This is a genomic window from Ureibacillus sp. FSL K6-3587, from assembly GCF_038593165.1.
Lineage (GTDB): Bacteria > Bacillota > Bacilli > Bacillales_A > Planococcaceae > Ureibacillus > Ureibacillus suwonensis.
Genome location: NZ_CP151969.1, coordinates 2,839,413 through 2,859,999 on the forward strand (window position 1 = coordinate 2,839,413; position 20,587 = coordinate 2,859,999).

A 20,587-nucleotide genomic window follows, 5' to 3' on the forward strand; every position below is an offset into this window, starting at 1 on the left:
CTATTGAAAACCCGTGGTGCTAGTTGAGTCTTAACGCTCAACTAGCCCAAGAACAACAAGCGAGTAAGCCAGTAAAATACCATCCAGTGCCGTTTCAAATCCAAAAATCGAGTTCGCTCGAATCTTGGTGATCCGATACAAATCGACTAAAATCGAAAATACGGTTTCTACCAATTTGCGTTTTCGTTTCATCCACTGTTTCCATGCGTTGGGTTGGCGATTCGCTGATTTTTTCGAACGGGCGTCCAAAAAGCGATTCGATGCTCTTCGTACAGCTTCTTTTGCAGCTTTTGGCTGATATACCCTTTGTCACCTAGGTTATACGGATGTGGAATTTGTGTCATGACGGTCTCCGCAGCCATCCGATCATGACAAGACGCTTCAGTGACGACATATCCCATCGGAAGCCCTTGGTCGGTGACCTGCAGATGAAGTTTCAACCCATAGAAAGCGATCTTTTTCGAAGCACAATAGCCAATATCGGCAATTCCACGAAACCGTTTGGCACGATACATTCGGGATGAATGACACCGATCGATCGGCAAGCTGTCCACGACCGCATACGCATGGTCTGCCCGCGTTTGGCCAGCTGGTGCCGTATCCACTTGGTCGCAAAGCTAAGCGCTCGGCAGCGATGGTTGTACCGAGAACGTTCAGGGAACAAGGCCTTGGGAAACAAATTCCCGATCACAAACTGGTGCCAAGCCCGTTCGGAAGTGAAGCCCAGCAACTTTCCAAGGACATGGATGGTGATGATGACTTCGTCTTTCTGTTTCAACCAATGACGATTTCGACGTTGAAGATGAATCTGGATGCTCGACAGTTGAGCGGATACAAAGAATAAAATCGCTGCATATTGTTTTTGAAGTTTGGCTCGATCTGTTGTAAGATGAAAGTGCTCTTGCATGGGGATTCTCCTTTTGATGTTTGGTCGCACTTTCATTTTAAGAAGATCTCATGCAAGGGCTATTTTTATGCTTATCTGATTTTATTAATTAGAATTTATTTATTTAAAATGAGGATGTCCCAAAAGCGAACGCTATGCGAACACTTTTGGGACATCCTCATTTCATTGAGAAATTTGAGATGCAACATAATCAAGATTATCGGAACTCAAATGTATCTAGAATTATAAAATATCCCCGTTCATCAAATTGATGATGGTGTTGCAAAACTAGAGTAAAAACTCGAAGTTATGCATAAGGATGCAGCATAACACATGTAGTAAATATCGATGAAATCCATACCATCGTGGCTGTTCCACCCCATCACTCTTTCGCTCGTTAAATACCCGTTCAATCCCGCGGCGAAGCCCAAACAGCCATTGGCCAAACCTCGTTTTCAAAAAGACAGGAAGAACCCGGCCATAGGCATCTTTCCGTTCCTCGCTATTTTCGGCGGTTGATGGGAGAAAGGAATAAGATTCCTGCTTGTTCGGCTGTTTGTCGAATCTTTTCGCTGCCATACGCGGCATCGCCTAACACAAATTCAATATCCCATTGCCCTAAAGAAATTACCATGGAATGGGGGGGATTTGTGTTGCACACAATTTGAAAAAGTGGGCGGCCACCGTCCACCCAATAAAAAGAAAAAGGGAGAACATACGGGGATGAGAAGAAGCAGATCCTTTGAGAGAACAAAAAATATCCAAATAATGTAAAAGAAAAAGCAGGAGGCTGTCCTCAAAAAGGTCGTTTTACCGATCTTTTGGGACAGCCTCTTTGTTACGTTTTATCAGGCCCTGCCTGATTCCACACCTTCAGTGAGGGCAAAAATTCCTTATGCTCTTACATGAGAAACCATAAATGTGGTAACTCGTCAACCTTCATTCTGTCAGATTTACCGTCGACAAACACCAAATAATTTAAATCAATTGTTTAACTGCAGAAATAGCTTCATAAACAAAATAACCCGAAAAACCAATTAACACTATACCAGCAATAATAGAACTTACTTTTATCATCGAACGGCTCATTAACTTTCTTGTAGTAGAAACAATGGTTAATAAGCCAATGTCATGTAGTAAAATTCCGGTTAACACACCCGTCCCAATGGTGATAAATTTAATTGGATTCGCCATATCATATGAGTTGGTAAGAACCGACCCGAATACGCTTAGCCAAAACACTATATTCCCTGGAGATATCGCAACAAGAAAACCATTTCTATATGAAGAAAACCAAGATTTTGTTGGCTTTTCACCTGATAATGTGATATCATGATCCGCATTTTTAATAGAATCATAACCAATTAAAAACAAAAATACTGCACCAACAATCCACATCGGGATTTGAATAAACGGTTGCTTCAAAATGGAGGCTAATCCGAAATAAAATGCTGCGATTAAAGCTAAATCAATCGTCATACCTCCTAATCCAACAGCCCAACCATGCCAAAAGCCATTCTTGAGACCTTGCTTGATCATTTCTACAGAAATGGCTCCAATTGGCATGGCAATAGAAAGGCCCACAATAACATAAGTAAGATACAATGCCATAAAACCCCACACACTTTTATAAACTTAGTATGATGTACAAATCAGTAATTCTGATTATCAAGATTTAGGATGGAATGGACATACCCCTTTTCTTGGATTATTGTCATCAGTGATTATATACTGTTTCCATTCTCTGTTGCTTTCGTCTCCATATCTTCCTAGATCCGGATGGATTGGGAGATTTTCTATCGACTCTACTTTTGATCGAATTAAATCAATAGCCTTTGGAGTAATATCAGCAAAAATTCTTCTAGGTTGAAAGATCAATATAAGGCTTTTTCCCATGTTCCTAGTAATTCTATGTTTATATGCTGGCATATTAGCTGATACAAAAATAGGTTCTCCATCAAAACAAAATTCCCAAAGTGGAACATCTGGATCAGTTGGAATATTTGCATTCCATTCTTTTTCATCATTCTCATGTAGATATTTTAAAATATTCCAAAAATAATTTTCATAGTAATCAAATGACTGTTCTGGAATTTCAGGTTGCACAAAAACAACCAAAGCATGTTTATTATGCTCATTTTCTCTTGATAATTTCAAAAACTCTCTTAATACATTCGGTAGAGGGCTTAAATCATGATTTTCTATATAAAAATATCTTAAATCGCCTTTTTTCTCAGCGATAGTTCCAAAGTGGCAAGGGAAATTCTTATCAGAAACAACTTTTTCCCAATAAGAATATTCATCTTTTAGTCATTCTGGTATATTTTACCATATTTGAGATCTGATTTGGTTAACATTGAAATGGCTCGTTGCAACACTTTTCTACTCAACTCCACTCAACTCCTTGTCAAAATTCTACATTTATTTTCTATTTTTCCTAATAAAAAGCATAGCACAAAATCTTTAATCCATAGCAAATAATTCCATAATATTTTTCACCCTTTCAATTAATTGTTGTAAACGCTAAACTAGAATCAACAGTTTTCCACAAATAGAACTCAACAGAATTCCCCAAATAAGATTAAACAGTTTCCCCACCATCAATCACTTTCAAATATACTGTTACTAGTCTATTGAAAGTGAGGAATTAGGAGTGAACAGATTTATGCTTTACATCGAGATTCATCGTTTATACAAAGAGGGATTCTCCAAGAGTGCGTAAGAGCCATTCTATTTTAGTGTTTACATCATTGAATAAAGAATCGATTGTACCTTGTTTTGATATACTCACATCCCAAGACTAATACTGCAACATCCAAGTGCCCACAGCGTTATCCACCCCCGACACAAAGGAGTCTAGCCCTTTTCCTCCTCCACAATTCTTCCGGTAGATTTATAATATCTCGCATAAGCTGTGCCAGTGGGGCCATTGCGGTTTTTGGCGACGATGAATTCCAACCGTTCGTATGGCTGTTGGGGTTGGCTCTGTTCTTCGGGCGACAGCCGTTCGTAGTAAGAATCCCGAAATAATAAGATAATCACATCCGCATCCTGTTCGATGTTGCCGGAATCCCGGATGTCGCTCATCACCGGGCGTTTGTTTTGTCTCGTTTCCACTGCCCGATTGAGTTGTGCAAGGCAAACGACAGGGCAATGGAAGTCTTTCGCCATTTTCTTTAATTGTGCGCTGATGTACGCAGTGTTGAGATAAGGATTGTTTCGATCTTCTTCGCAGGCAATGATTTGCAAGTAATCGATGAACACAATCGGTTTTTTCGTTGGGTACTTATTCATAAGTTTCCGGATTTGCGCCCGCATTTGACGGACCGTCAACCCGGCCCGATCGTCGATGTGAAGGTTGGCATTCTTCAGATTGGAAAGGGTGTCCATCCATTCGTTTTTTTGCTCTTCGCTTAAATATTTATAAGGATTGCGCATTTTTAACCGGTTGATGTTGCCGGTGAGGGCGACCAGGCGTTCAAGCAGCATTTTCCGATTCATCTCAAGGGAAAAGATGATCGGCAAATAACCCATCATGCCTGCAGCCAGCGCAAAGTGGTTCATCACGTCCGTCTTACCCATCGATGGTCTTCCAGCGATGATCGTCACTTCTCCTTGCCGGAAACCGCAGAGCATTTTGGCCAGCTCCTCAATATCGATGGGGATGAAGTCGTCCATTTTTTCTGGAAAGAACGGCCGTTCCGCCATGTTGACCAAATCCTGTTCGATGCTTGTCTCGATGGTCATGTTGCTTGTGTACAGTTGATCCAGTTTTGTCTGGATTTCTTCGATGGTCCAGTTTTCCGAGAGGGCTTCTGTCAAGATGGCACTTTTTTGCCGCTCCCGCCATGCATCCAACAGCATGTCCGCGTAATGCTCGAATTTTTCCGGATTGGCGTAGTAGGCAATGGTTGTGAGATACTGTGCCCCGGCATCTCCCACGTCCACCTCGGTCAGGAGAGTTACGTAGTCCACCGGTTTACCCGCGTTGGCTAACTCCTTCATCGCTTGATAGATGACGCGATGGACTTGGGAAAGAAACATCTCCGGCTGGATGCCTGCATCAAGGATCAAATAATTTTCCTGCATCATCGTTCCCAAAATGCTTTTTTCGAGAAGATCCGTGTTCAATTCCCGCATCTTGATCTCTCCCTCCTTAATGTTGAAGCCATTTCGGCTTTGGGGCATCTTCTCCCGCTGTAAAATCCAGTTCGATCGGTTTGTAAATGCTGGCAGGCTTTTGTTTTTTCGCTTCTCTTAAATATTTTTCAAAGTTGGGCGATTTGAATAGCGTACTCGGCCGCAAGTAAACATTCATTTTTTCGTTGTGCAGCCATTGGGTTACTTTCAAATCGATGATGCATTGGAAATCTTTGAACGTATATCCTTCTTTAATCCTTTTGCATAAATCTTCATGATGGATACGCAGATGGGGATTATAGTTTTTATTTGCTTGTTTATTTAAATAATTAATAACTTTAATGATTAAGTTATACTGCCTTATCAAATTGGGTTGCTGCAGCTCGATTTGGACAGTGGAATCTGCCGGAATCTGGTGATGGCCGTCTACCCAATTTGCGACATTTTTGGAATGTTCATTTGCCCGATTTGAGTTGCTCGTTTTCTCACTTTGGGCATCGGCATTCCCATTTGAGTAACCATTTTGGGAAGGTGCATCAGCCCAATTTGTGATTCCCATCTTCTCATTTTGGGTACCGGCATCCCAATTTGGCATCCCATTATGCCCATTTTGGATAGTCCGTCCATGACGAAACAGGTCGCCATCCACAACGAGGTGCGAGATTTTTTCGTAATTGATCCGATACCATTTCCGTTGATTTTGCATCAATTGGGAAATGATATAACCATCCTTTTCCAGTTTTAAAAAAGTCCGAATGATGGTATTCCTGGACAAATAAGGCAACCGTTTCTGCCACTTTTCATATGTATGCACAAACCAATGGTGCCCGTCATGCACAATGGGGGATTGGAGCAGCTCTTTATGCAATAGTTCCAATATAATTGCACCATTCGCCCCAATGGTTTTGGCCAAAATCGGGGAGAATGTGAGTTGAGGACCATTGATCAACATTGTTCCGCCGCCTTTCTTGCCAATTTTTCGTAGAGATTGTTCAGCAACTTTTTCTCTTCTGGAGTGCCACAGAAATGGCAGATGCAATTGGAGTAGCCCTGCCAAGCCCTCAATCCTTTGAATGATTGTGCGAATTTGAATGCCCCATGCTCTGTCCAGAGGTAAAGGAGAGATACATATTTTAAGCTGGGCAGATGAGGGGATTCGCTCCATGCTGCAATGTCCTTTTTGGTGAGCAGGAAGTAGTCTTTTCCTTCTTTGAAAATTTCCTTATGGCGATAAAAAATGGCATAAATGCGCGCCATATCCGCATCGAAAAATTTCGCCAGCTGCTTTGTGGTAAGCACTTTCGTACCGTTGTATTCCATTTTCATCCCTCCTGATGATTTGGTGTTCTACTATCTATATACCTTGCAGAAGGGAAAAGAGGGACATAAGGGGGAATTTTTCTTAAGGATGTTGTATTAACTGATGTGGGTTGTTTTTGTTAATATAAAATTGAGATAAAGCGATTATTTCAACACTGAGGCACATACCCACTAATAATGATTGGGAGTGAGGGGTTAATTTTTTATAGATGTTCTCACACTAAGTATTTAGTTTTTCTTCGGATTTCTGATGTTTCAAACTTTTATTGAAACGATAGGACTTGCCATTCAATGGAGACAGGTTTTTGGATTAAACGTCCGGTAATCCGAGTGAGTAGTTTGAACCGGATGAACTTATTGATTGATAATGTTTTGTTCATAAAGACATTTTGAGTTCTAGCGGTCAAGACTGTAAGATGACATCTTTTAGGACATACAATTTTTTTGAAGGAGAGAAATGAGATGTATGAAAAGGATTTAAAACGGATTGTCAGTTTATTTCCAGAATTGATTGAAGAAGGGCTGTCAGTCGAGGAGGAGGAATATCCCATTCGGAGCAACCATTCTACCTATCGATGCGATTTAAAAGGAAAAGACAAGAATGGGAATACGGTGTATATTGAATTGAAGCTGGAGGCTGGAGAGGCGGTTGTCGCCCAAATGAGTAAATATGCTACGTTTGTCAAAGAGAATGGCCGTTTTATGGTGGCAGCATTTCAGTTTAAAAAAGATGTTATTCCTGTCTTGAATAAACTTGGTTACGAACACAAAGTTGTTGATTATGACAAAGCAAATCAACTATTAAAAGAAAACGAAACCAATCCCAAACTTTTCGAACGTAAAATGAAAGCTCTCCCTTCACATCCCGCATATAAGAAGACCCCGACACAACTGGTCTATCAAGATAATGAACGTGAAATCATTTCCGGCTTATTTCATGAATTGGAAAGTTTGCTTAGGGACTATGTAGAACGCGAATATCATTTACAGTTCATTGGGTTGGATATCAGAAAAAAGGAAGAACATCGCTTATTGTTTCAATCTCCAACTTCGCCTGGCGACCGGTTTGTCATCTATACACGCCCACGAGAGATGAATATCATTGAAATTCAATATGTACCTGATTTTAGTTTTACAACAGGTCATACAACAAAACGCAAAGAAGATTTTAAAGCCTACATAGATGCACATGAAGAGGAAGTCGCTGGCTTATTTGGATTCGATCAATTGCATTCAAGGACAAAAAAAGAAGTTCTTGAGCAAGGAGATCATTTGGATCATCGTAAACAAGCATGGAAAGGATTAAGTTATCGAATTGTTTCACCGATTGATGAATGGTCCAAACCTGATTTTCCTCAGTTTGTAGCAATGAAATTCATTTCATTTGTTGAAACAATATTGCCTGTTTTAGAGGATTTTGAAAAAATGAGCAATAAAGAAATGTAGTGTTCCGTTTCCAATATGGAAAACTACCCGCCTAAACAGTCATCATAGTATTCAGGAAAGATATAAGGGGCGCAAAAGAAATGATCCAATTTTACCGTGATGCCAACTTGCCCATCAGCGAAGATTCAACGTATTATGCCATTATTGAAAAACTGGAAGAAAACGAAAAAAACGCAATGAACCAGATGATTCGTCTTTATTTCCAAAACAATGGATTCCCCAAATCATAAAAAATCGGTTGATTTTATAAAATTCCAGGAATTTATGGAACGATATTACAAAAGCCTTTCCCTGACGTCGGATTTTTATCACAAATGGCTATTCGGAGACGTCAAAATCTTGGGGAGATTTTGACGTCTGTTGTTTGATTATGGGGGAATGCCAATTAATCCTCCGCAGCCGGTGTAAATACCCGTATATGGTGGTCTGCAATGTCCATAAATAAGTAATCGTGGCGGTGGAAAATGGCTCTTGTATGATTATTCCATTGAAAATCATATTCCTTCACTTGATTGGTTTGGAATTTCCATATTCGCATCCGCTCTTCTTCGAGAAAGACACCGCTTTGATACGTTAAAGCAAAGGCAAGGACATTTCCCGTATGAAAAGGAATCTTGATCGATTTTTCCATTTTCAATTGGTGATTGAAGAAAATCAACTCATCCGTTGACGGATCGATGCAGGCATAAGGCTTGAATCGCGCAAATAGGGCATCGTACAAAAGATGATGGCGTAAAGCGAAATTTTCCAGTGAAGTGACGCCTTTACCCGGTTCCGCATAGTTTAATATATGTTTGCCAATCCCTTTGCCGAAAACCCCCTGGTCGCTGTATATACAGATAACCCCATTTTTAAAAGGGAATAAATCCGAAATATAAGGGCCGACCTTCATTTCATCCATAAATTCTCCGGTAAGCGTATAGAAGGAAAGCATCGACCCCCGTAAAAGGCAAAAATGGTTTTCCGTCCATCGGATCATGGAATATCCGGTTGGCAAGCATAGGATGGTTTCGCCATTGAGCTGGACAAGATTTTCCCCTTTTCCTTTCAATAGCGCAATCACATCCCCTTTTTTGCAATCCGCATCGAGAATTTCGTAATTGGTTGTGAAAACGATTTCTTCCATTATTTGCATAAACTCAACCATCCTTTTTATGAAAAAATGAGTATTTAGTTTGATAAATCGAACAGAAAGATGCCGAAAAAAAATAACAATTTGTATAATGTGTAAGTTCCGACAATCTTTTCGGTTAAACGGGTTTTGGAAATATCTTAGATATTCCATATTTTGTTGTTTTTGTATTATCGTAGTTATACATAGTTTTGCATAAAAAGAAAAATTAAACTAGCCTGAATCAAAAACCGCATCGTACACAATAACACGAACACAAATAGTGGGTGTAGAGATGAATCAATACAAAGATATATGTTCACCAACAAGGTTTGATGTTAAAAGATATGATACTCAAAAAAATCCAAGAGAATCCGGGCTTGGCAATAGAGATTTACGTCATTACCCCATTTCGAAATGTCGCATATCAGTTAATTAAATTATTGAATCAAATCCATTTTCCGATCCGCGAAGATGGCAAGGTCATGAATATCGGCACCATGAAGCTGTATGAACTGTTTTATCCCTGAAAGAAACGCAGCACGAAAGCCTTCACTTGAGGATGTTGATCTTGTGCAAATTGGGTTTGTGTTGATGCGTTTTTTCATCCCTGCCTGGTTTCATGATAAAAACAGGTTTCTTTTTGGAGATTATTACCTTTCTGTTTTATAATGATAAAAAAAGCAAAGAAGCGGGGGAAAATCGATGAAATATCTGGTAACCAGTGCCACTGGCGATTTGGCGGGAAGAGCGGTAAAGCATTTGAAAAATTTCGTGCCGGTTTCGGATATCGTGGTGACGGTGCGCTCAGAGGAAAAAGCCGGAACTTTCAGAGAGCAAGGGCTTGAAGTGCGCATTGCGGATTTTTTGGACAAAGAATCCTTGGTGAAAGCATTTCAGGGCATCAACCGCGTCCTCTTTGTCTCATCCAATGATTTGGCGACACGGAAACAGCAGCATCAAAATGTGGTGGAAGCGTTGAAAGAAGCAGGGGTGGAGTTTGTGGTTTATACGAGTGCGCCAAATGCCCAAAACAGCACGCTTATTGTGGCGCCTGACCACAAGTTGACGGAGCAGCTCATTATGGAGTCTGGCCTGGATTATGGATTTGCCCGCAACAATTGGTATTTGGAAAATGAAACGTTCATGCTGAAAGCGGTGAAGAATGGGGCGCCTTTCACATATTCCGCCGGTGAGGGCAGGGTTTGCTATGCCTTGAAGGAAGATTATGCGGAAGCGGCGGCCCGCATTTTGGCCGGGGTTGCGCCTAAGCAAACTATTTACGAACTCGGCGGCGAACCGATCACTTATGAACAGTTGGCGCAAATCGCAAGTAAAGCGATTGGCCGGGAAGTTGAGACCGCATCAGTTTCAGATGAAGAGTATGTCAAAGCGTTGGTGGATTTGGGCTTGCCACCGGAAGCGGCGCAATTCTCTGTCATCGTCCAAAAAGATATCCGCAACGGATTGTTGGATGTGCCAAGTGACGATTTGGAAAAAGTGTTGGGCAGAAAGACGACGCCGTTTGACGAGTTTATTCGGGCATTATGATGATTGTACGTTGGAGAGAAATGGAAAGAGGCTGGGATAAAAGATAAAAAACACCATTTTTTCCCGGGAGAAAATGGTGTTTTTTTGATAATTGAAGAAAATTGATTTCCGTTCCGGGGACGCTTTCCGCGGGCCCGGCTCGAGCCTCCTCGGAGCTCAATCCTTCGCTCCTGCGGGGTCTCGAGAGGGCTCGTCGCAGGAAAGCTTTTGCTTTGCGACTAAGCGTGCGCGACAGGAGCACTCGCCCCGTCACTCCAATCAATTTTTTACAAAAAATCTTTTTGCAGCTCGTTCACTTTATTAGTTATGTCCCAGCCTCTTTTTATCCGTACGTACAGGAAAAAGTTGCGCACTTTTCGCTTCATCTCTAAATGAACAGTCTAGCGGCCTTTATGCTTTTGTTTCGCTTTTTGTTTTTTTAATTCCCATTTTCTTTGTTTAAGTGCTTCGTTGCGTTCTTTTTGGAGTTTCTTCGTTTCCCGTTTGCGTTGCTCGATTTCTTTTTTTATTGCTTCCTGCGCCTTGGTGGAAATCCCGCTTTTTTGCATTTCTTTGGCGACTTTCCGTTGAAGGCGTTTCGGATTCACTTTTTTCTTCAGCTTTTTCCGATCGGCAATTCCAATTTGTTTCCTGCTTTGAATGATTTTAGGCAACCGATTATTCACAAATTCCCATACTTCCGTATCATTGGGCTCTGTGCCGAATACGTAACGATACGCCTTTAATCTTCCGTTTTCGTGATATTCAATCACTCCAATCCAAAACTGGCCATCATAATAAATCGTCAATATCATGACGACTCCCTCCTCTAAAAAATGAATCATGGAATGATGGACAACCCGAGGAAGGGAAGGTTACTGACATCAATATGGCGATTGATGCATCCGGACTACCAACCGGATTGTGTTTTTTCATTCCATTATTTATGATAACAGTTACAACGAAATAAAAACAAACCCCAATTTCAATGGGTGAGGAGCCGTACATATGGAAAAAAAGATGATTGAAACAGAGAGATTAATTCTTAGAGAAATGACAGAACAGGATTTTGACGCATTGTTTGCCGTTTTGGGAGACCCCGAAGTGATGCAACACTATCCGAATGTTTTTGATGAAACCAAAGTGAGGGAATGGATTCATCGGAATATTGAAAGATATGAAATTTTCTCTTTTGGATTGTGGGCGGTTGTATTAAAAGAAACAGGGGAATTAATTGGAGATTGCGGACTGACCATGCAGCAGATTGGCGGGAACATCAAACCGGAAATCGGTTATCATATACGAAAAGATATGCAGAGAAAAGGATATGGAACTGAAACCGCAAAAGCGGTGATCGACTGGGCTTTTACAAATACTCCGTTTCAAGTTCTTTATTCATATATGAAGCACACAAATGCCGGTTCATATCGTACTGCGATTTCGGCGGGAATGAAACTGGTGGAGGAATTTCCTGATAAAGTAAATGGAATCACAAAGGTTTATGCAATTACAAGAGAAGAATGGATTGCTTTGAAAAAGGAATCCATTCTTTGCAGTGTTGAAACTCAATCGCAATTATGAAAGGAAAAGAGTCCTATGAATATCGGAACAATCATCTGTCTACTACTTGCAGTGGTTTTTGGAATGATCTCGATGATTTTTGCGCTATTAAAAGAAAAAGGCGCAATGCTCATTAGTGGATTTAATACGCTGTCCAAAGATGAACAAGCAAACTATGATCAAAAGAAAATGAGCATCGATATGAGAAATTCCCTTTTTCTTTGGTCCATCCTTTTATTATCAGGGGCCCTTTTCGGATATTTTCTCAGTCAGTATGGTGCATTCCTCGCCATTGTCATTTGGCTGATCCTTTTTTCAAAGATGTTCATCTTGATCCAAAAAAAGCCTTTAAGAAATATAGGAATCCATAAAATTTCCAAATGTATAAATTGAGTAAATCGGGAGAAGATTTTTTTATAACAACCAAAGGAGCAGTTCAATGGCGAGCCGCTCTTTTTTATTTGAAAAAATTTTAATATTATGATTATGAATAATCATGTTTGAGTATTTGCGGTAATAGTATTACAATCGAAACATAGTCAATTACGACTATAGAACTTAATAAGAATCTGATGGAAAAAAAAAGTCCATCATTGCGATGTAGTGAATCGAAAAGGGGATAAAAACCTTTCTACCACGCTTTAGGCCGCAAAAGATTTTTATAAAACATCTGTAAAATATCAGGAGGAAATCACAATGATCGTTATCACAAATAAAATTAAAACAAAAACAGGTTTTGCGGAAAAAATGGCGCCATTTTTTACAAGACCAGGGGCTTTACAAGAAATGGAAGGTTTTGTGAAAGTGGAAGTCCTCATTACAAAAAATCTTACAGAATATGATGAATTGAATGTCAATATGTATTGGGAAACAATCGAAGACTTTAACCGCTGGAGAAAAAGTGATGCATTCAGAGAGGCCCATCGAGGACCGGAAAACTCCAGTGAGGTATCTCCAATTTTAGGTAGTGAAATTATCATTTCAGAAGTTGCTTCCACTTTGGAAAAAGCATAATGAAATTACGGGAGGTCAGGCGGATTCTTTCTGCCTGGCCTCCCGATTTTTTTCACCTCAATGATCCGGGGCATGGCCTGGAAGATGCCGGTTTCCATTATGTCAAAGCAAGTTAATAATTTACAGCGTGCACAAAATGGATGGTTTCAAATGCCTGTAAATCATCATCCCGGTTCGCAAAATACCGGTCTTGTAAAGCGGTTGTCATCCTTTTCACCTCAAAAGCCTTGTCCTTATTTGCTCAACACTAATCGGGGGATAAAGAACCTCCTTCTTATTCATCCTATTCAACCATCATCGGAATCATACATAGAAAACGAGTATTACAGAATTCTTTAATTAGTTTGTTCCTTCACGCAAAGTGCGCGTTTATTCAGTAGAAAGCTCATTTTTGAAATCATTCTTTAAAACCGTTTGATGTATTGATAAGCTGATAATGGAGATCTTTGAAAGGAAGTTAGGCTTTGAGTAATTTCGCTGGAAATCGAAATAAATGGAAGAAAATGATCGAGAGAAAAATACGATATGATGCGAAAGTGGTTGAGTATAAATGCCATTTACTAAATTCCCAAAATCGCCGTATCGTTTTATTTCATCTGATAGAAGAACCTTTTACCATTAAAGTGGATGATTTTCAACTGACCATTCCGGTGGGGAGTTATACAACTGCTTATTATTGGTTGGATCGTCCATATAATATGTATTTTTGGAGAGATCATTCAGGACATTATTTAGCTTCGTATTTTAACATTGTAAAGAATACAAAATTCGAAGAGGGTATGGTCGTATTTGAAGATTTGATTATTGATGTCCTGGCGCTGCCAAATGGGGAGCATTTTATTTTGGATGAAGAGGAATTGCCGGAACCCTTTGAAACATTTGAGAATGGCTTCGCTAAAGGGGCATTGGAAACTTTATTAAGTTCGATCGGCGATGTCCTCTCGCAAACTATTGCGGAATCCCAAAGTATTTATAGCCATAAAAAATTTATTCCCATATTAGAAAAGGGGTATAAAGAGCTTTTCTGCTAAGTGTTCTATCGTTTGATTACACCGGATATTGCCGGCATACACAGACTAGGGTGTCCTATTTTAAATGAAAGCGGGAGTTCCAAAAGCATAATCTTTAAGAACTCCCTCCGCCATCCATTAATTCGCCGCCGTACTTTTTTCTTTCTTTTCTTCTTTTGCCTCCTCCAGTTTGAATTCTTCCGCCACTTCATCGACAATGTGTTTTGTCGATGATTTGAATTCCCTCAACGTTTCGCCGACCGCCCTTCCCAATTGAGGCAGTTTTTTTGGCCCGAAAATGATCAGGGCAATCACCAAAATGACAATCAATCCAGGTACACCGATATTTGGCATCCACAATCCCTCCATTCGATATTCATTAACTTTATGAGCCGCTTTGATTCATCACTTGTTTCATATTTCTTCTCTTCATTGACCAGCCGGAAATGAAAATGCTGATTTCAAACAATAGCAATAACGGAATAATAATCAAAAAATCTGAAATAAAATCCGGCGGCGAGATGGACACGCCGACCACCACCAAGATGAAATAGGCCACTTTTCTCATCCGCTTCAATTTTTCCGGTGTCACAATCCCCACATTCGTTAAAAATAAAATCACGATGGGCAATTCAAAAACGGCGCCGACAGGAATCGTCAAATTGAACAGCAACGAAAAGTACTGATTGATTCCATAGGTTTCCGTCGCCCCAATGGAAGTATTAATTTTCGATAAAAATTCGAGCATCATCGGAAATAAAATGAAATAACTGAAACTGATGCCCACTAAAAATAGGAGAAACGAGGCCGGGATGAAGGTCATTGTGTATTTTGCTTCCCTTTCTGTCAAACCGGGTTTTACAAACAACCAAATTTGAAGCAAGGCCATCGGTAAGGTGACCAAAATCGCCAAAATAAACGCACATTTCAGGTAGATCATGATGCCATCCGTATAACCAAACAGATTCCATTCCACTCCAGCCGCGGAAGGTTGATTTTTCAATAGTTGAAGCAGGTCCGGTGCAAACCAGAACCCTACCGCAAGCGATCCGATAAATAGAACCGTAACGAGGATCAACCGTTTCCGCAATTCCTCCAAATGGTCAATGACGGTTTGTTCTTTTTCTTCCATCATTTTCTATCACCCGCTTTAAATTCGCTTGAACCAGGATTTAATACATTTAATGAATGGAAGCGCTTTTCTATTCATTATTCATTTTGAAATTGAAATTTTTTTGAATTTTTAGGTCATACATAATACTTCCAATTACTAAAATAGGAACTGAACAGTAGTGTAAAAGGAGTGGTTCGGAAGGGGAGCGGCTTCAGTTCGTTGGAATCGCGCAGGTAGTGGATTTCATGAACCATAAGGTGAAGAAAAAGGGGGGTATCTGTTTGGTTTCCAGAAGAGAATTTTTGAAAGGTGCAGGATTGGCCATTGGGGGCATGGCACTGGGCGGCGGGATCGTAGGAACGATCGCTGCGAATATGTCTTCCTCCAAGGAAACGCCAAAAGGGGATCACCACGTTGAGACAACCGAGTATAACAAAGCGCTCATGTTTTTTACCCCAACGGAACACGCCGTAATCGATGCGGCGGCGGAGAGGATTTTCCCGAAAGATGAAAATGGCCCGGGAGCAAAGGAATTATTGGTTTCTTATTTCATCGATCATCAGTTGGCGGGTGCCTGGGGGACTGGTTCCAAAGAATATCGGCAAGGACCTTTCTATCCGGGCGAACCGACCCAGGGGTATCAAGGGCACTTGAACAAACAACAAATTTTCCGATTGGGCATTGAAGCTCTCCAAAACGAAGCAAAGAAACGATTCAACCAATCTTTCACCAGCTTGGAAGGTTCACAGCAAGATGAGATTTTACAAGCTTTTGAAAAAGGGGAAGTCGAAATCAAAGGGGTTTCTTCATCCTATTTCTTCTCGCTGTTGCGCAGTGCGACTTTGGAAGGCGTGTATGCCGATCCGTTATACGGTGGAAACCGCAATATGGAAGGATGGAGAATGAAAAAATTTCCGGGACATCAAATGAGTTTTGCAGACATTATCGATAAAGACGAATTTGTTGTGATTGAACCGCAAAGTTTACATTCCCAACATCATTCATGAAAGGTGATTGTGATTGGCGAAAGAATTGAAAAAAACGGATGTCGTGCTTGTCGGAATGGGATGGACAGGTGGAATTTTGGCAGCGGAATTGTCGAAAAAGGGATATAAAGTCGTCGGTTTGGAGCGGGGGAAAAATCAGACGCTTGCCGACTTTCAAATGATGCATGATGAATTGCGGTTTGCCCACCGATTCGAAATGATGCAGGATCTTTCAACAGAAACCGTTACATTCCGCAACAATCTAAAAATGCGGGCATTGCCGATGAGACAATACGGTTCCTTCCTATTGGGGAATAATGTGGGGGGTGCCGGAACGCATTGGAACGGACAAACCTTTCGCTTCTTACCATACGATTTTGAAATATATACAAAAACCGTGGAACGGTACGGAAAGTCCAAAATACCGGAAGAAATGACGTTGCAGGATTGGGGCATCACCTATGTTGAATTTGAAAAATATTACGACCAGTTCGAAAAAACGATCGGCGTTTCAGGAGATGAAGCTCCATTGGGCGCACCGAGATCCAATCCATTCCCGACTCCTCCCATGAAGAAAACCCCAGCCCTCGAATTATTCTTCGAAGCAGCGAAAAAATTAAACTTGCACCCATACATGATGCCTTCCGCCAATTTATCCGAAAACTACACAAATCCGGACAACATCTCGCGTCCCGCTTGCCAATACTGCGGTTTCTGCGAACGTTTCGGCTGTGAATATGCCGCAAAAGCCGATCCGCTGAATACGGTGATTCCGGTTGCGTTGAACACAGGCAACTTTGAATTGCGCACGCACGCCAATGTGGTGGAGATCCTCCATCAAGATGGAAAAGCGGTTGGAGTCAAATATATTGATACGATCACAAGGGAAGAATATATCCAACCTGCGGAAGTGGTGGGCATTACGAGCTATGCGTTAAATAATGTGAGGCTCCTGTTGATTTCAAAAATGGGCAAACCATATGATCCGAACACGGGTACAGGGGTGGTCGGCAAAAACTACTGCTATCAAACATTCGGCGCATCCGCACAGGGCTTCTTTGAGAATAAACAATTCAATTTGTATGCCGGCGCAGGAGCATTGGGGGCTTGTCTTGATGATTTCAATGGCGACAACTTCGACCATTCGGATTTGAACTTCCTCCACGGGGCCAATATTTCCATCACCCAGACCGGCAGAAGACCGATCGCCAACAATGCGACGCCTCCTGGTACGCCATCCTGGGGCGCGGAGTTTAAAAAACAATCCATTAAATATGCCAACAGTGTATTAAGCGTCGGTGCCCAAGGAGCAAGTTTGCCATACCGGCACCATTATCTCGATTTGGATCCGACTTATAAAGACGCTTTCGGACTGCCGTTATTGCGGATCACCTTTGATTTTGAAGAGCAGGATCGTCAGCTGGTGGCGTATTTAGGGGAACAAACGGAAAAAATCATGAAAGAGATGGGCGCGGACATTATTCAAGCAGGAAAAACGTTGGGGCCTTATAATATCGTTCCTTATCAATCCACCCACAATACCGGTGGCGCCATCATGGGGTCCAGCCCGGAGACGAGTGTATTGAATAATTATTTGCAAATGTGGGATTTTGAAAACGTCTTCATTCCGGGGGCCAGCGCATTCCCCCACAACTCCGGCTACAATCCGACAGATACGGTGGGGGCATTGGCATATCGCGCGGCTGAAGGAATTGATTTATATCTGCAAAAGGGCGGATTATTGGTTTAATGTTTTGAATGAGGCGGTGATTGTTTGAGTCTACCCTCCATTGGAATACCGGGACTCATCATTATTTTATTCATAGCCATCTTGTTATTTGGCCCAAGTAAATTGCCCCAATTGGGTAGGGCAGTCGGGGAAACCTTAAGGGAATTTAAAAATGGGACAAAGAAAATCGTGGAAGAGAATCAAAGAGATGAGTAAGATGGCGCGGCTACCTGGAAACGGCCAGTTTTCCGGGTGGCCTTTTTCGTTTTCAATGGATTTGGATGGGGGGAAGGCAGTTTCAATTATAGAGTTCCCTTCATTCGTGCGTATATAAACTTAATTGGTGCGGATGGTACAGCATTTAGTTCGGATAAAGTATCAATTCGTGCGTTTGATAACCCCTTTGGTGCGGATGGTACAGCATTTGGTTCGGATAAAGTATCAATTCGTGCGTATGGTAACCCCTTTGGTGCGGATAGTGTCTTAATTGGTGCGGATGGTACAGCATTTAGTTCGGATAAAGTATCGATTCGTGCGTATGATAACCCCTTTGGTGCGGATAGTGTCTTAATTGGTGCGGATGGCACAGCATTTGGTTCGGATAAAGTATCGATTCGTGCGTATGGTAACCCCTTTGGTGCGGATAGTACAGCATTTGGTTCGGATAAAGTATCAATTCGTGCGTTTGATAACCCCTTTGGTGCGGATAGTGTCTTAATTGGTGCGGATGGCACAGCATTTGGTTCGGATAAAGTATCGATTCGTGCGTATGGTAACCTCTTTGGTGCGGATAGTGTCTTAATTGGTGCGGATGGTACAGCATTTGGTTCGGATAAAGTATCAATTCGTGCGTATGGTAACCCCTTTGGTGCGGATGGTGTCTTAATTGGTGCGGATGGTACAGCATTTGGTTCGGATAAAGTATCGATTCGTGCGTTTGATAACCCCTTTGGTGCGGATGGCACAGCATTTAGTTCGGATAAAGTATCGATTCGTGCGTATGGTAACCCCTTTGGTGCGGATAGTGTCTTAATTGGTGCGGATGGCACAGCATTTGGTTCGGATAAAGTATCAATTCGTGCGTTTGATAACCTCTTTGGTGCGGATAGTGTCTTAATTGGTGCGGATGGTACAGCATTTAGTTCGGATAAAGTATCGATTCGTGCGTTTGATAACCCCTTTGGTGCGGATAGAATCTAAATTCGTGCATATAGAGACCCTTTTCGTGCAGATAAAATCCCAATTGGTGCGTATAGTTCCTTTTTTAGAGCAGAAGAAAATGATTCCCCTCCTTTATGCGAATCCAATATTATTTCCTCTTTGGATACAAATACACATTCAATTTACATTGGAGACTGTGGTAAAATGTGGTTAACAACATCGTTATCAAAGGAGGAAAAGGGTTGGATTGGAATTATTTCATTTTAGCATTGGGAATTGCGGCAGCTGGATATTTTATTGGGGAAGGTTTAAAGAATTTCAAAAGACCCGATGTACTGGATTCATTGGATGATGACGATTACGAACTGATCAATGAACGGGATGTGCATTATTTTATGGGGATTTCCAAAGAAGATGCAAAATCATTGATCCAGGAGCATCCTGACATTCCGCATATTTTGATCAATGGCAAAGTGTATTATCCAAAGGCCCAATTGCGTGAATGGTTATTGAATCTGGGGATGGAACAACAAAAATAATTTTGAATGATTCAACCAAACGATATCCAAGCCCGGCATGATGAAAAAATTATTATAGAAAGAAAGGCTGTATGTAAAGTGAATGATTGGATTACTAAAATAAAGAATAAAAAATTTATCGCATCCTTCAGCGGTGGAAAGGACAGTACGCTCGCTTTATATAAAGCCATACAAGCAGGAGAACCGGTTGGACTGATCGGGATGCTGGATGAAACGGATCACTTCTCCTACTCCCACCGATTGTCACCTGAATTTTTGGAAGCGCAAGCCCGTGCCATAGGCTGTCCCATCTTTACACGCGCCGCCAGCTGGACAACCTATGAAGAAAAGTTCATCCAGTTATTGAAGGAGGCAAAAGCAAAAGGGGCGGAAGTGCTCGTAACCGGCGATGTGGACGTACCTGACCACGGTTCTTGGCACGAAAACGTCGCGAATAAGGTGGGGCTTGATTTATGTATGCCCCTTTGGCACAGAGAGCGTCGAGAAATTGTCGAGGAATTTGTTGATTCTGGTTTTGTGGCCATGGTGACAACAGTGAATTTATCAATGGGTATGCGCATGGATGACTTGGGAAGAATATTGACCCGTGATTACATAGAGGAGCTTGTGGAACGGTCCATCGATCCATGCGGGGAAGCAGGGGAATTTCATACAACGGTGTTGGATGGTCCGATTTTTTCGGCGCCGATTCAAGTGGAAAAGTTGGACATCATTCGTAAAGATGAATATGTCTTTTTGCCGTTGAAATTGAAATAGTAATAAATATCGCATGCTTAATGCAGTTAGCAATGTCCCTGAACTTTTTGGTTATCCAAAGGGCGCTACATTTCGGTGCATCGAATTATTGCCATTTATACACAACATAAAACCATTCCCACCGGCGGAAACGGGCATGAAAAAATATGCAAGTTACTGAATTTAATAAGATCCGATTTGCTCGTTTATGGCGAAAAATGGACATTCTCTGGTGTTTATGGGCATCGGAATAAGGGAATTTCAATAGAAAGGAAGCATTTTGCCCAAATAATCAATTGAATATTT

Annotated in this window: 23 protein-coding genes and 2 pseudogenes; 13 read left to right on the top strand and 12 right to left on the bottom strand. The window is 41.3% G+C overall.

The genetic code is table 11. The annotated features are described in order from the left end of the window. Positions 1–30 precede the first annotated feature (30 nt). From NSS77_RS14005 to NSS77_RS14035, 7 genes and pseudogenes are all read right to left on the bottom strand, one after another. A pseudogene (locus NSS77_RS14005) lies at positions 31–907 on the bottom strand (IS982 family transposase). 267 nt (positions 908–1,174) lie between these two features. Then, positions 1,175–1,520 (bottom strand): annotated as a pseudogene (locus tag NSS77_RS14010) (transposase); the annotation flags it as partial. Between the two features lie 344 nt (positions 1,521–1,864). Then, a complete protein-coding gene (locus NSS77_RS14015; RefSeq protein WP_016839582.1) occupies positions 1,865–2,497 on the bottom strand; it encodes a LysE family transporter in 633 nt (210 codons plus the stop codon). A gap of 57 nt (positions 2,498–2,554) precedes the next feature. After that, on the bottom strand, positions 2,555–3,127 hold the full coding sequence (locus NSS77_RS14020) for a YqcI/YcgG family protein (protein ID WP_342471295.1): 573 nt from the start codon (positions 3,125–3,127) through the stop codon (positions 2,555–2,557). 615 nt (positions 3,128–3,742) lie between these two features. Then, positions 3,743–5,026: a DnaB-like helicase C-terminal domain-containing protein gene (locus NSS77_RS14025; protein WP_342469292.1), complete on the bottom strand. Its 1,284-nt coding sequence runs from the start codon at positions 5,024–5,026 to the stop codon at positions 3,743–3,745. A gap of 16 nt (positions 5,027–5,042) precedes the next feature. After that, positions 5,043–5,978 carry a conserved phage C-terminal domain-containing protein gene (locus NSS77_RS14030; protein ID WP_342469293.1) on the bottom strand — a complete coding sequence of 312 codons (936 nt, stop codon included), beginning with the start codon at positions 5,976–5,978 and terminating at the stop codon, positions 5,043–5,045. Then, positions 5,972–6,346 (bottom strand): ORF6N domain-containing protein, encoded by a 375-nt coding sequence (locus NSS77_RS14035; protein WP_342469294.1) that lies wholly within the window; start codon positions 6,344–6,346, stop codon positions 5,972–5,974. Before NSS77_RS14035 ends, NSS77_RS14030 begins: the two co-directional genes overlap by 7 nt. Before the next feature lie 462 nt (positions 6,347–6,808). Here NSS77_RS14035 and NSS77_RS14040 point away from each other — a divergent pair, with 462 nt between their 5' ends. Beyond that, positions 6,809–7,792, top strand: a complete 984-nt coding sequence (locus NSS77_RS14040) for an endonuclease NucS domain-containing protein (protein ID WP_342469295.1) — start codon at positions 6,809–6,811, stop codon at positions 7,790–7,792. An 80-nt stretch (positions 7,793–7,872) separates the two neighbouring features. Continuing rightward, complete coding sequence (locus NSS77_RS14045; RefSeq protein ID WP_342469296.1) at positions 7,873–8,022, top strand: hypothetical protein; 150 nt, start codon at positions 7,873–7,875, stop codon at positions 8,020–8,022. Positions 8,023–8,177: 155 nt separating this feature from the next. Here NSS77_RS14045 and NSS77_RS14050 read toward each other — a convergent pair whose 3' ends face one another. Next, positions 8,178–8,927, bottom strand: a complete 750-nt coding sequence (locus NSS77_RS14050; protein WP_342469297.1) for a hypothetical protein — start codon at positions 8,925–8,927, stop codon at positions 8,178–8,180. Positions 8,928–9,283: 356 nt separating this feature from the next. On the opposite strand from NSS77_RS14050, the gene NSS77_RS14055 reads away from it, so the two are divergent. After that, a complete protein-coding gene (locus tag NSS77_RS14055) occupies positions 9,284–9,433 on the top strand; it encodes a hypothetical protein (RefSeq protein ID WP_342469298.1) in 150 nt (49 codons plus the stop codon). A 175-nt stretch (positions 9,434–9,608) separates the two neighbouring features. Beyond that, entirely contained in the window at positions 9,609–10,454 is an 846-nt protein-coding gene (locus NSS77_RS14060) for an SDR family oxidoreductase (protein WP_342469299.1), read from the top strand. Between the two features lie 380 nt (positions 10,455–10,834). On the opposite strand, the gene NSS77_RS14065 is transcribed toward NSS77_RS14060, so the two are convergent. Continuing rightward, complete coding sequence (locus tag NSS77_RS14065) at positions 10,835–11,248, bottom strand: YjdF family protein (RefSeq protein WP_096550904.1); 414 nt, start codon at positions 11,246–11,248, stop codon at positions 10,835–10,837. A gap of 193 nt (positions 11,249–11,441) precedes the next feature. Here NSS77_RS14065 and NSS77_RS14070 point away from each other — a divergent pair, with 193 nt between their 5' ends. From NSS77_RS14070 to NSS77_RS14085, 4 genes are all read left to right on the top strand, one after another. Beyond that, entirely contained in the window at positions 11,442–12,014 is a 573-nt protein-coding gene (locus tag NSS77_RS14070; protein ID WP_342469300.1) for a GNAT family N-acetyltransferase, read from the top strand. 15 nt (positions 12,015–12,029) lie between these two features. Then, a complete protein-coding gene (locus NSS77_RS14075; protein WP_342469301.1) occupies positions 12,030–12,386 on the top strand; it encodes a DUF3784 domain-containing protein in 357 nt (118 codons plus the stop codon). A 303-nt stretch (positions 12,387–12,689) separates the two neighbouring features. Then, the gene (locus tag NSS77_RS14080; RefSeq protein ID WP_342469302.1) at positions 12,690–13,007 is read left to right on the top strand and encodes a heme oxygenase; all 318 of its coding nucleotides are present in this window, start codon (positions 12,690–12,692) and stop codon (positions 13,005–13,007) included. A gap of 503 nt (positions 13,008–13,510) precedes the next feature. Then, positions 13,511–14,038, top strand: a complete 528-nt coding sequence (locus tag NSS77_RS14085) for a DUF402 domain-containing protein (RefSeq protein WP_342471296.1) — start codon at positions 13,511–13,513, stop codon at positions 14,036–14,038. 117 nt (positions 14,039–14,155) lie between these two features. Here NSS77_RS14085 and tatA (NSS77_RS14090) read toward each other — a convergent pair whose 3' ends face one another. Continuing rightward, positions 14,156–14,371, bottom strand: a complete 216-nt coding sequence (gene tatA, locus NSS77_RS14090; RefSeq protein WP_096550906.1) for a twin-arginine translocase TatA/TatE family subunit — start codon at positions 14,369–14,371, stop codon at positions 14,156–14,158. Between the two features lie 31 nt (positions 14,372–14,402). Beyond that, positions 14,403–15,152 (bottom strand): twin-arginine translocase subunit TatC, encoded by a 750-nt coding sequence (gene tatC / locus NSS77_RS14095; protein ID WP_342469303.1) that lies wholly within the window; start codon positions 15,150–15,152, stop codon positions 14,403–14,405. 260 nt (positions 15,153–15,412) lie between these two features. On the opposite strand from tatC, the gene NSS77_RS14100 reads away from it, so the two are divergent. Genes NSS77_RS14100 through tatA (NSS77_RS14110) form a run of 3 tightly spaced genes read left to right on the top strand, consistent with a single transcriptional unit; the run spans position 15,413 to position 18,062 of the window. After that, positions 15,413–16,138: a gluconate 2-dehydrogenase subunit 3 family protein gene (locus tag NSS77_RS14100; RefSeq protein ID WP_342469304.1), complete on the top strand. Its 726-nt coding sequence runs from the start codon at positions 15,413–15,415 to the stop codon at positions 16,136–16,138. 13 nt (positions 16,139–16,151) lie between these two features. Further along, positions 16,152–17,867: a GMC family oxidoreductase gene (locus NSS77_RS14105; RefSeq protein ID WP_342469305.1), complete on the top strand. Its 1,716-nt coding sequence runs from the start codon at positions 16,152–16,154 to the stop codon at positions 17,865–17,867. Between the two features lie 24 nt (positions 17,868–17,891). Further along, a complete protein-coding gene (gene tatA / locus NSS77_RS14110; RefSeq protein ID WP_096550910.1) occupies positions 17,892–18,062 on the top strand; it encodes a twin-arginine translocase TatA/TatE family subunit in 171 nt (56 codons plus the stop codon). Between the two features lie 86 nt (positions 18,063–18,148). Here the strand turns inward: tatA (NSS77_RS14110) and NSS77_RS14115 are convergent, their stop codons facing one another. After that, complete coding sequence (locus NSS77_RS14115) at positions 18,149–18,895, bottom strand: hypothetical protein (RefSeq protein ID WP_342469306.1); 747 nt, start codon at positions 18,893–18,895, stop codon at positions 18,149–18,151. Positions 18,896–19,249: 354 nt separating this feature from the next. On the opposite strand from NSS77_RS14115, the gene NSS77_RS14120 reads away from it, so the two are divergent. Both NSS77_RS14120 and NSS77_RS14125 read left to right on the top strand, forming a co-directional pair. Then, positions 19,250–19,546 carry a DNA-binding protein gene (locus NSS77_RS14120; protein ID WP_141602566.1) on the top strand — a complete coding sequence of 99 codons (297 nt, stop codon included), beginning with the start codon at positions 19,250–19,252 and terminating at the stop codon, positions 19,544–19,546. A 6-nt stretch (positions 19,547–19,552) separates the two neighbouring features. Continuing rightward, positions 19,553–20,302, top strand: a complete 750-nt coding sequence (locus NSS77_RS14125) for a diphthine--ammonia ligase (RefSeq protein WP_342469307.1) — start codon at positions 19,553–19,555, stop codon at positions 20,300–20,302. The last annotated feature ends 285 nt before the right edge of the window (positions 20,303–20,587 follow it).

Coding starts and splice junctions, on each gene's coding strand:
- NSS77_RS14125 (WP_342469307.1), top strand. CDS start 19,553: ATGATTCAACCAAACGATATCCAAGCCCGGCATGATGAAAAAATTATT.
- NSS77_RS14070 (WP_342469300.1), top strand. CDS start 11,442: ATGGAAAAAAAGATGATTGAAACAGAGAGATTAATTCTTAGAGAAATG.
- NSS77_RS14080 (WP_342469302.1), top strand. CDS start 12,690: ATGATCGTTATCACAAATAAAATTAAAACAAAAACAGGTTTTGCGGAA.
- NSS77_RS14045 (WP_342469296.1), top strand. CDS start 7,873: ATGATCCAATTTTACCGTGATGCCAACTTGCCCATCAGCGAAGATTCA.
- NSS77_RS14050 (WP_342469297.1), bottom strand. CDS start 8,927: ATGCAAATAATGGAAGAAATCGTTTTCACAACCAATTACGAAATTCTC.
- NSS77_RS14015 (WP_016839582.1), bottom strand. CDS start 2,497: ATGGCATTGTATCTTACTTATGTTATTGTGGGCCTTTCTATTGCCATG.
- NSS77_RS14060 (WP_342469299.1), top strand. CDS start 9,609: ATGAAATATCTGGTAACCAGTGCCACTGGCGATTTGGCGGGAAGAGCG.
- tatC (WP_342469303.1), bottom strand. CDS start 15,152: ATGATGGAAGAAAAAGAACAAACCGTCATTGACCATTTGGAGGAATTG.
- NSS77_RS14035 (WP_342469294.1), bottom strand. CDS start 6,346: ATGGAATACAACGGTACGAAAGTGCTTACCACAAAGCAGCTGGCGAAA.
- NSS77_RS14040 (WP_342469295.1), top strand. CDS start 6,809: ATGTATGAAAAGGATTTAAAACGGATTGTCAGTTTATTTCCAGAATTG.
- NSS77_RS14030 (WP_342469293.1), bottom strand. CDS start 5,978: ATGTTGATCAATGGTCCTCAACTCACATTCTCCCCGATTTTGGCCAAA.
- NSS77_RS14085 (WP_342471296.1), top strand. CDS start 13,511: ATGATCGAGAGAAAAATACGATATGATGCGAAAGTGGTTGAGTATAAA.
- NSS77_RS14065 (WP_096550904.1), bottom strand. CDS start 11,248: ATGATATTGACGATTTATTATGATGGCCAGTTTTGGATTGGAGTGATT.
- NSS77_RS14025 (WP_342469292.1), bottom strand. CDS start 5,026: ATGCGGGAATTGAACACGGATCTTCTCGAAAAAAGCATTTTGGGAACG.
- tatA (WP_096550906.1), bottom strand. CDS start 14,371: ATGCCAAATATCGGTGTACCTGGATTGATTGTCATTTTGGTGATTGCC.
- NSS77_RS14075 (WP_342469301.1), top strand. CDS start 12,030: ATGAATATCGGAACAATCATCTGTCTACTACTTGCAGTGGTTTTTGGA.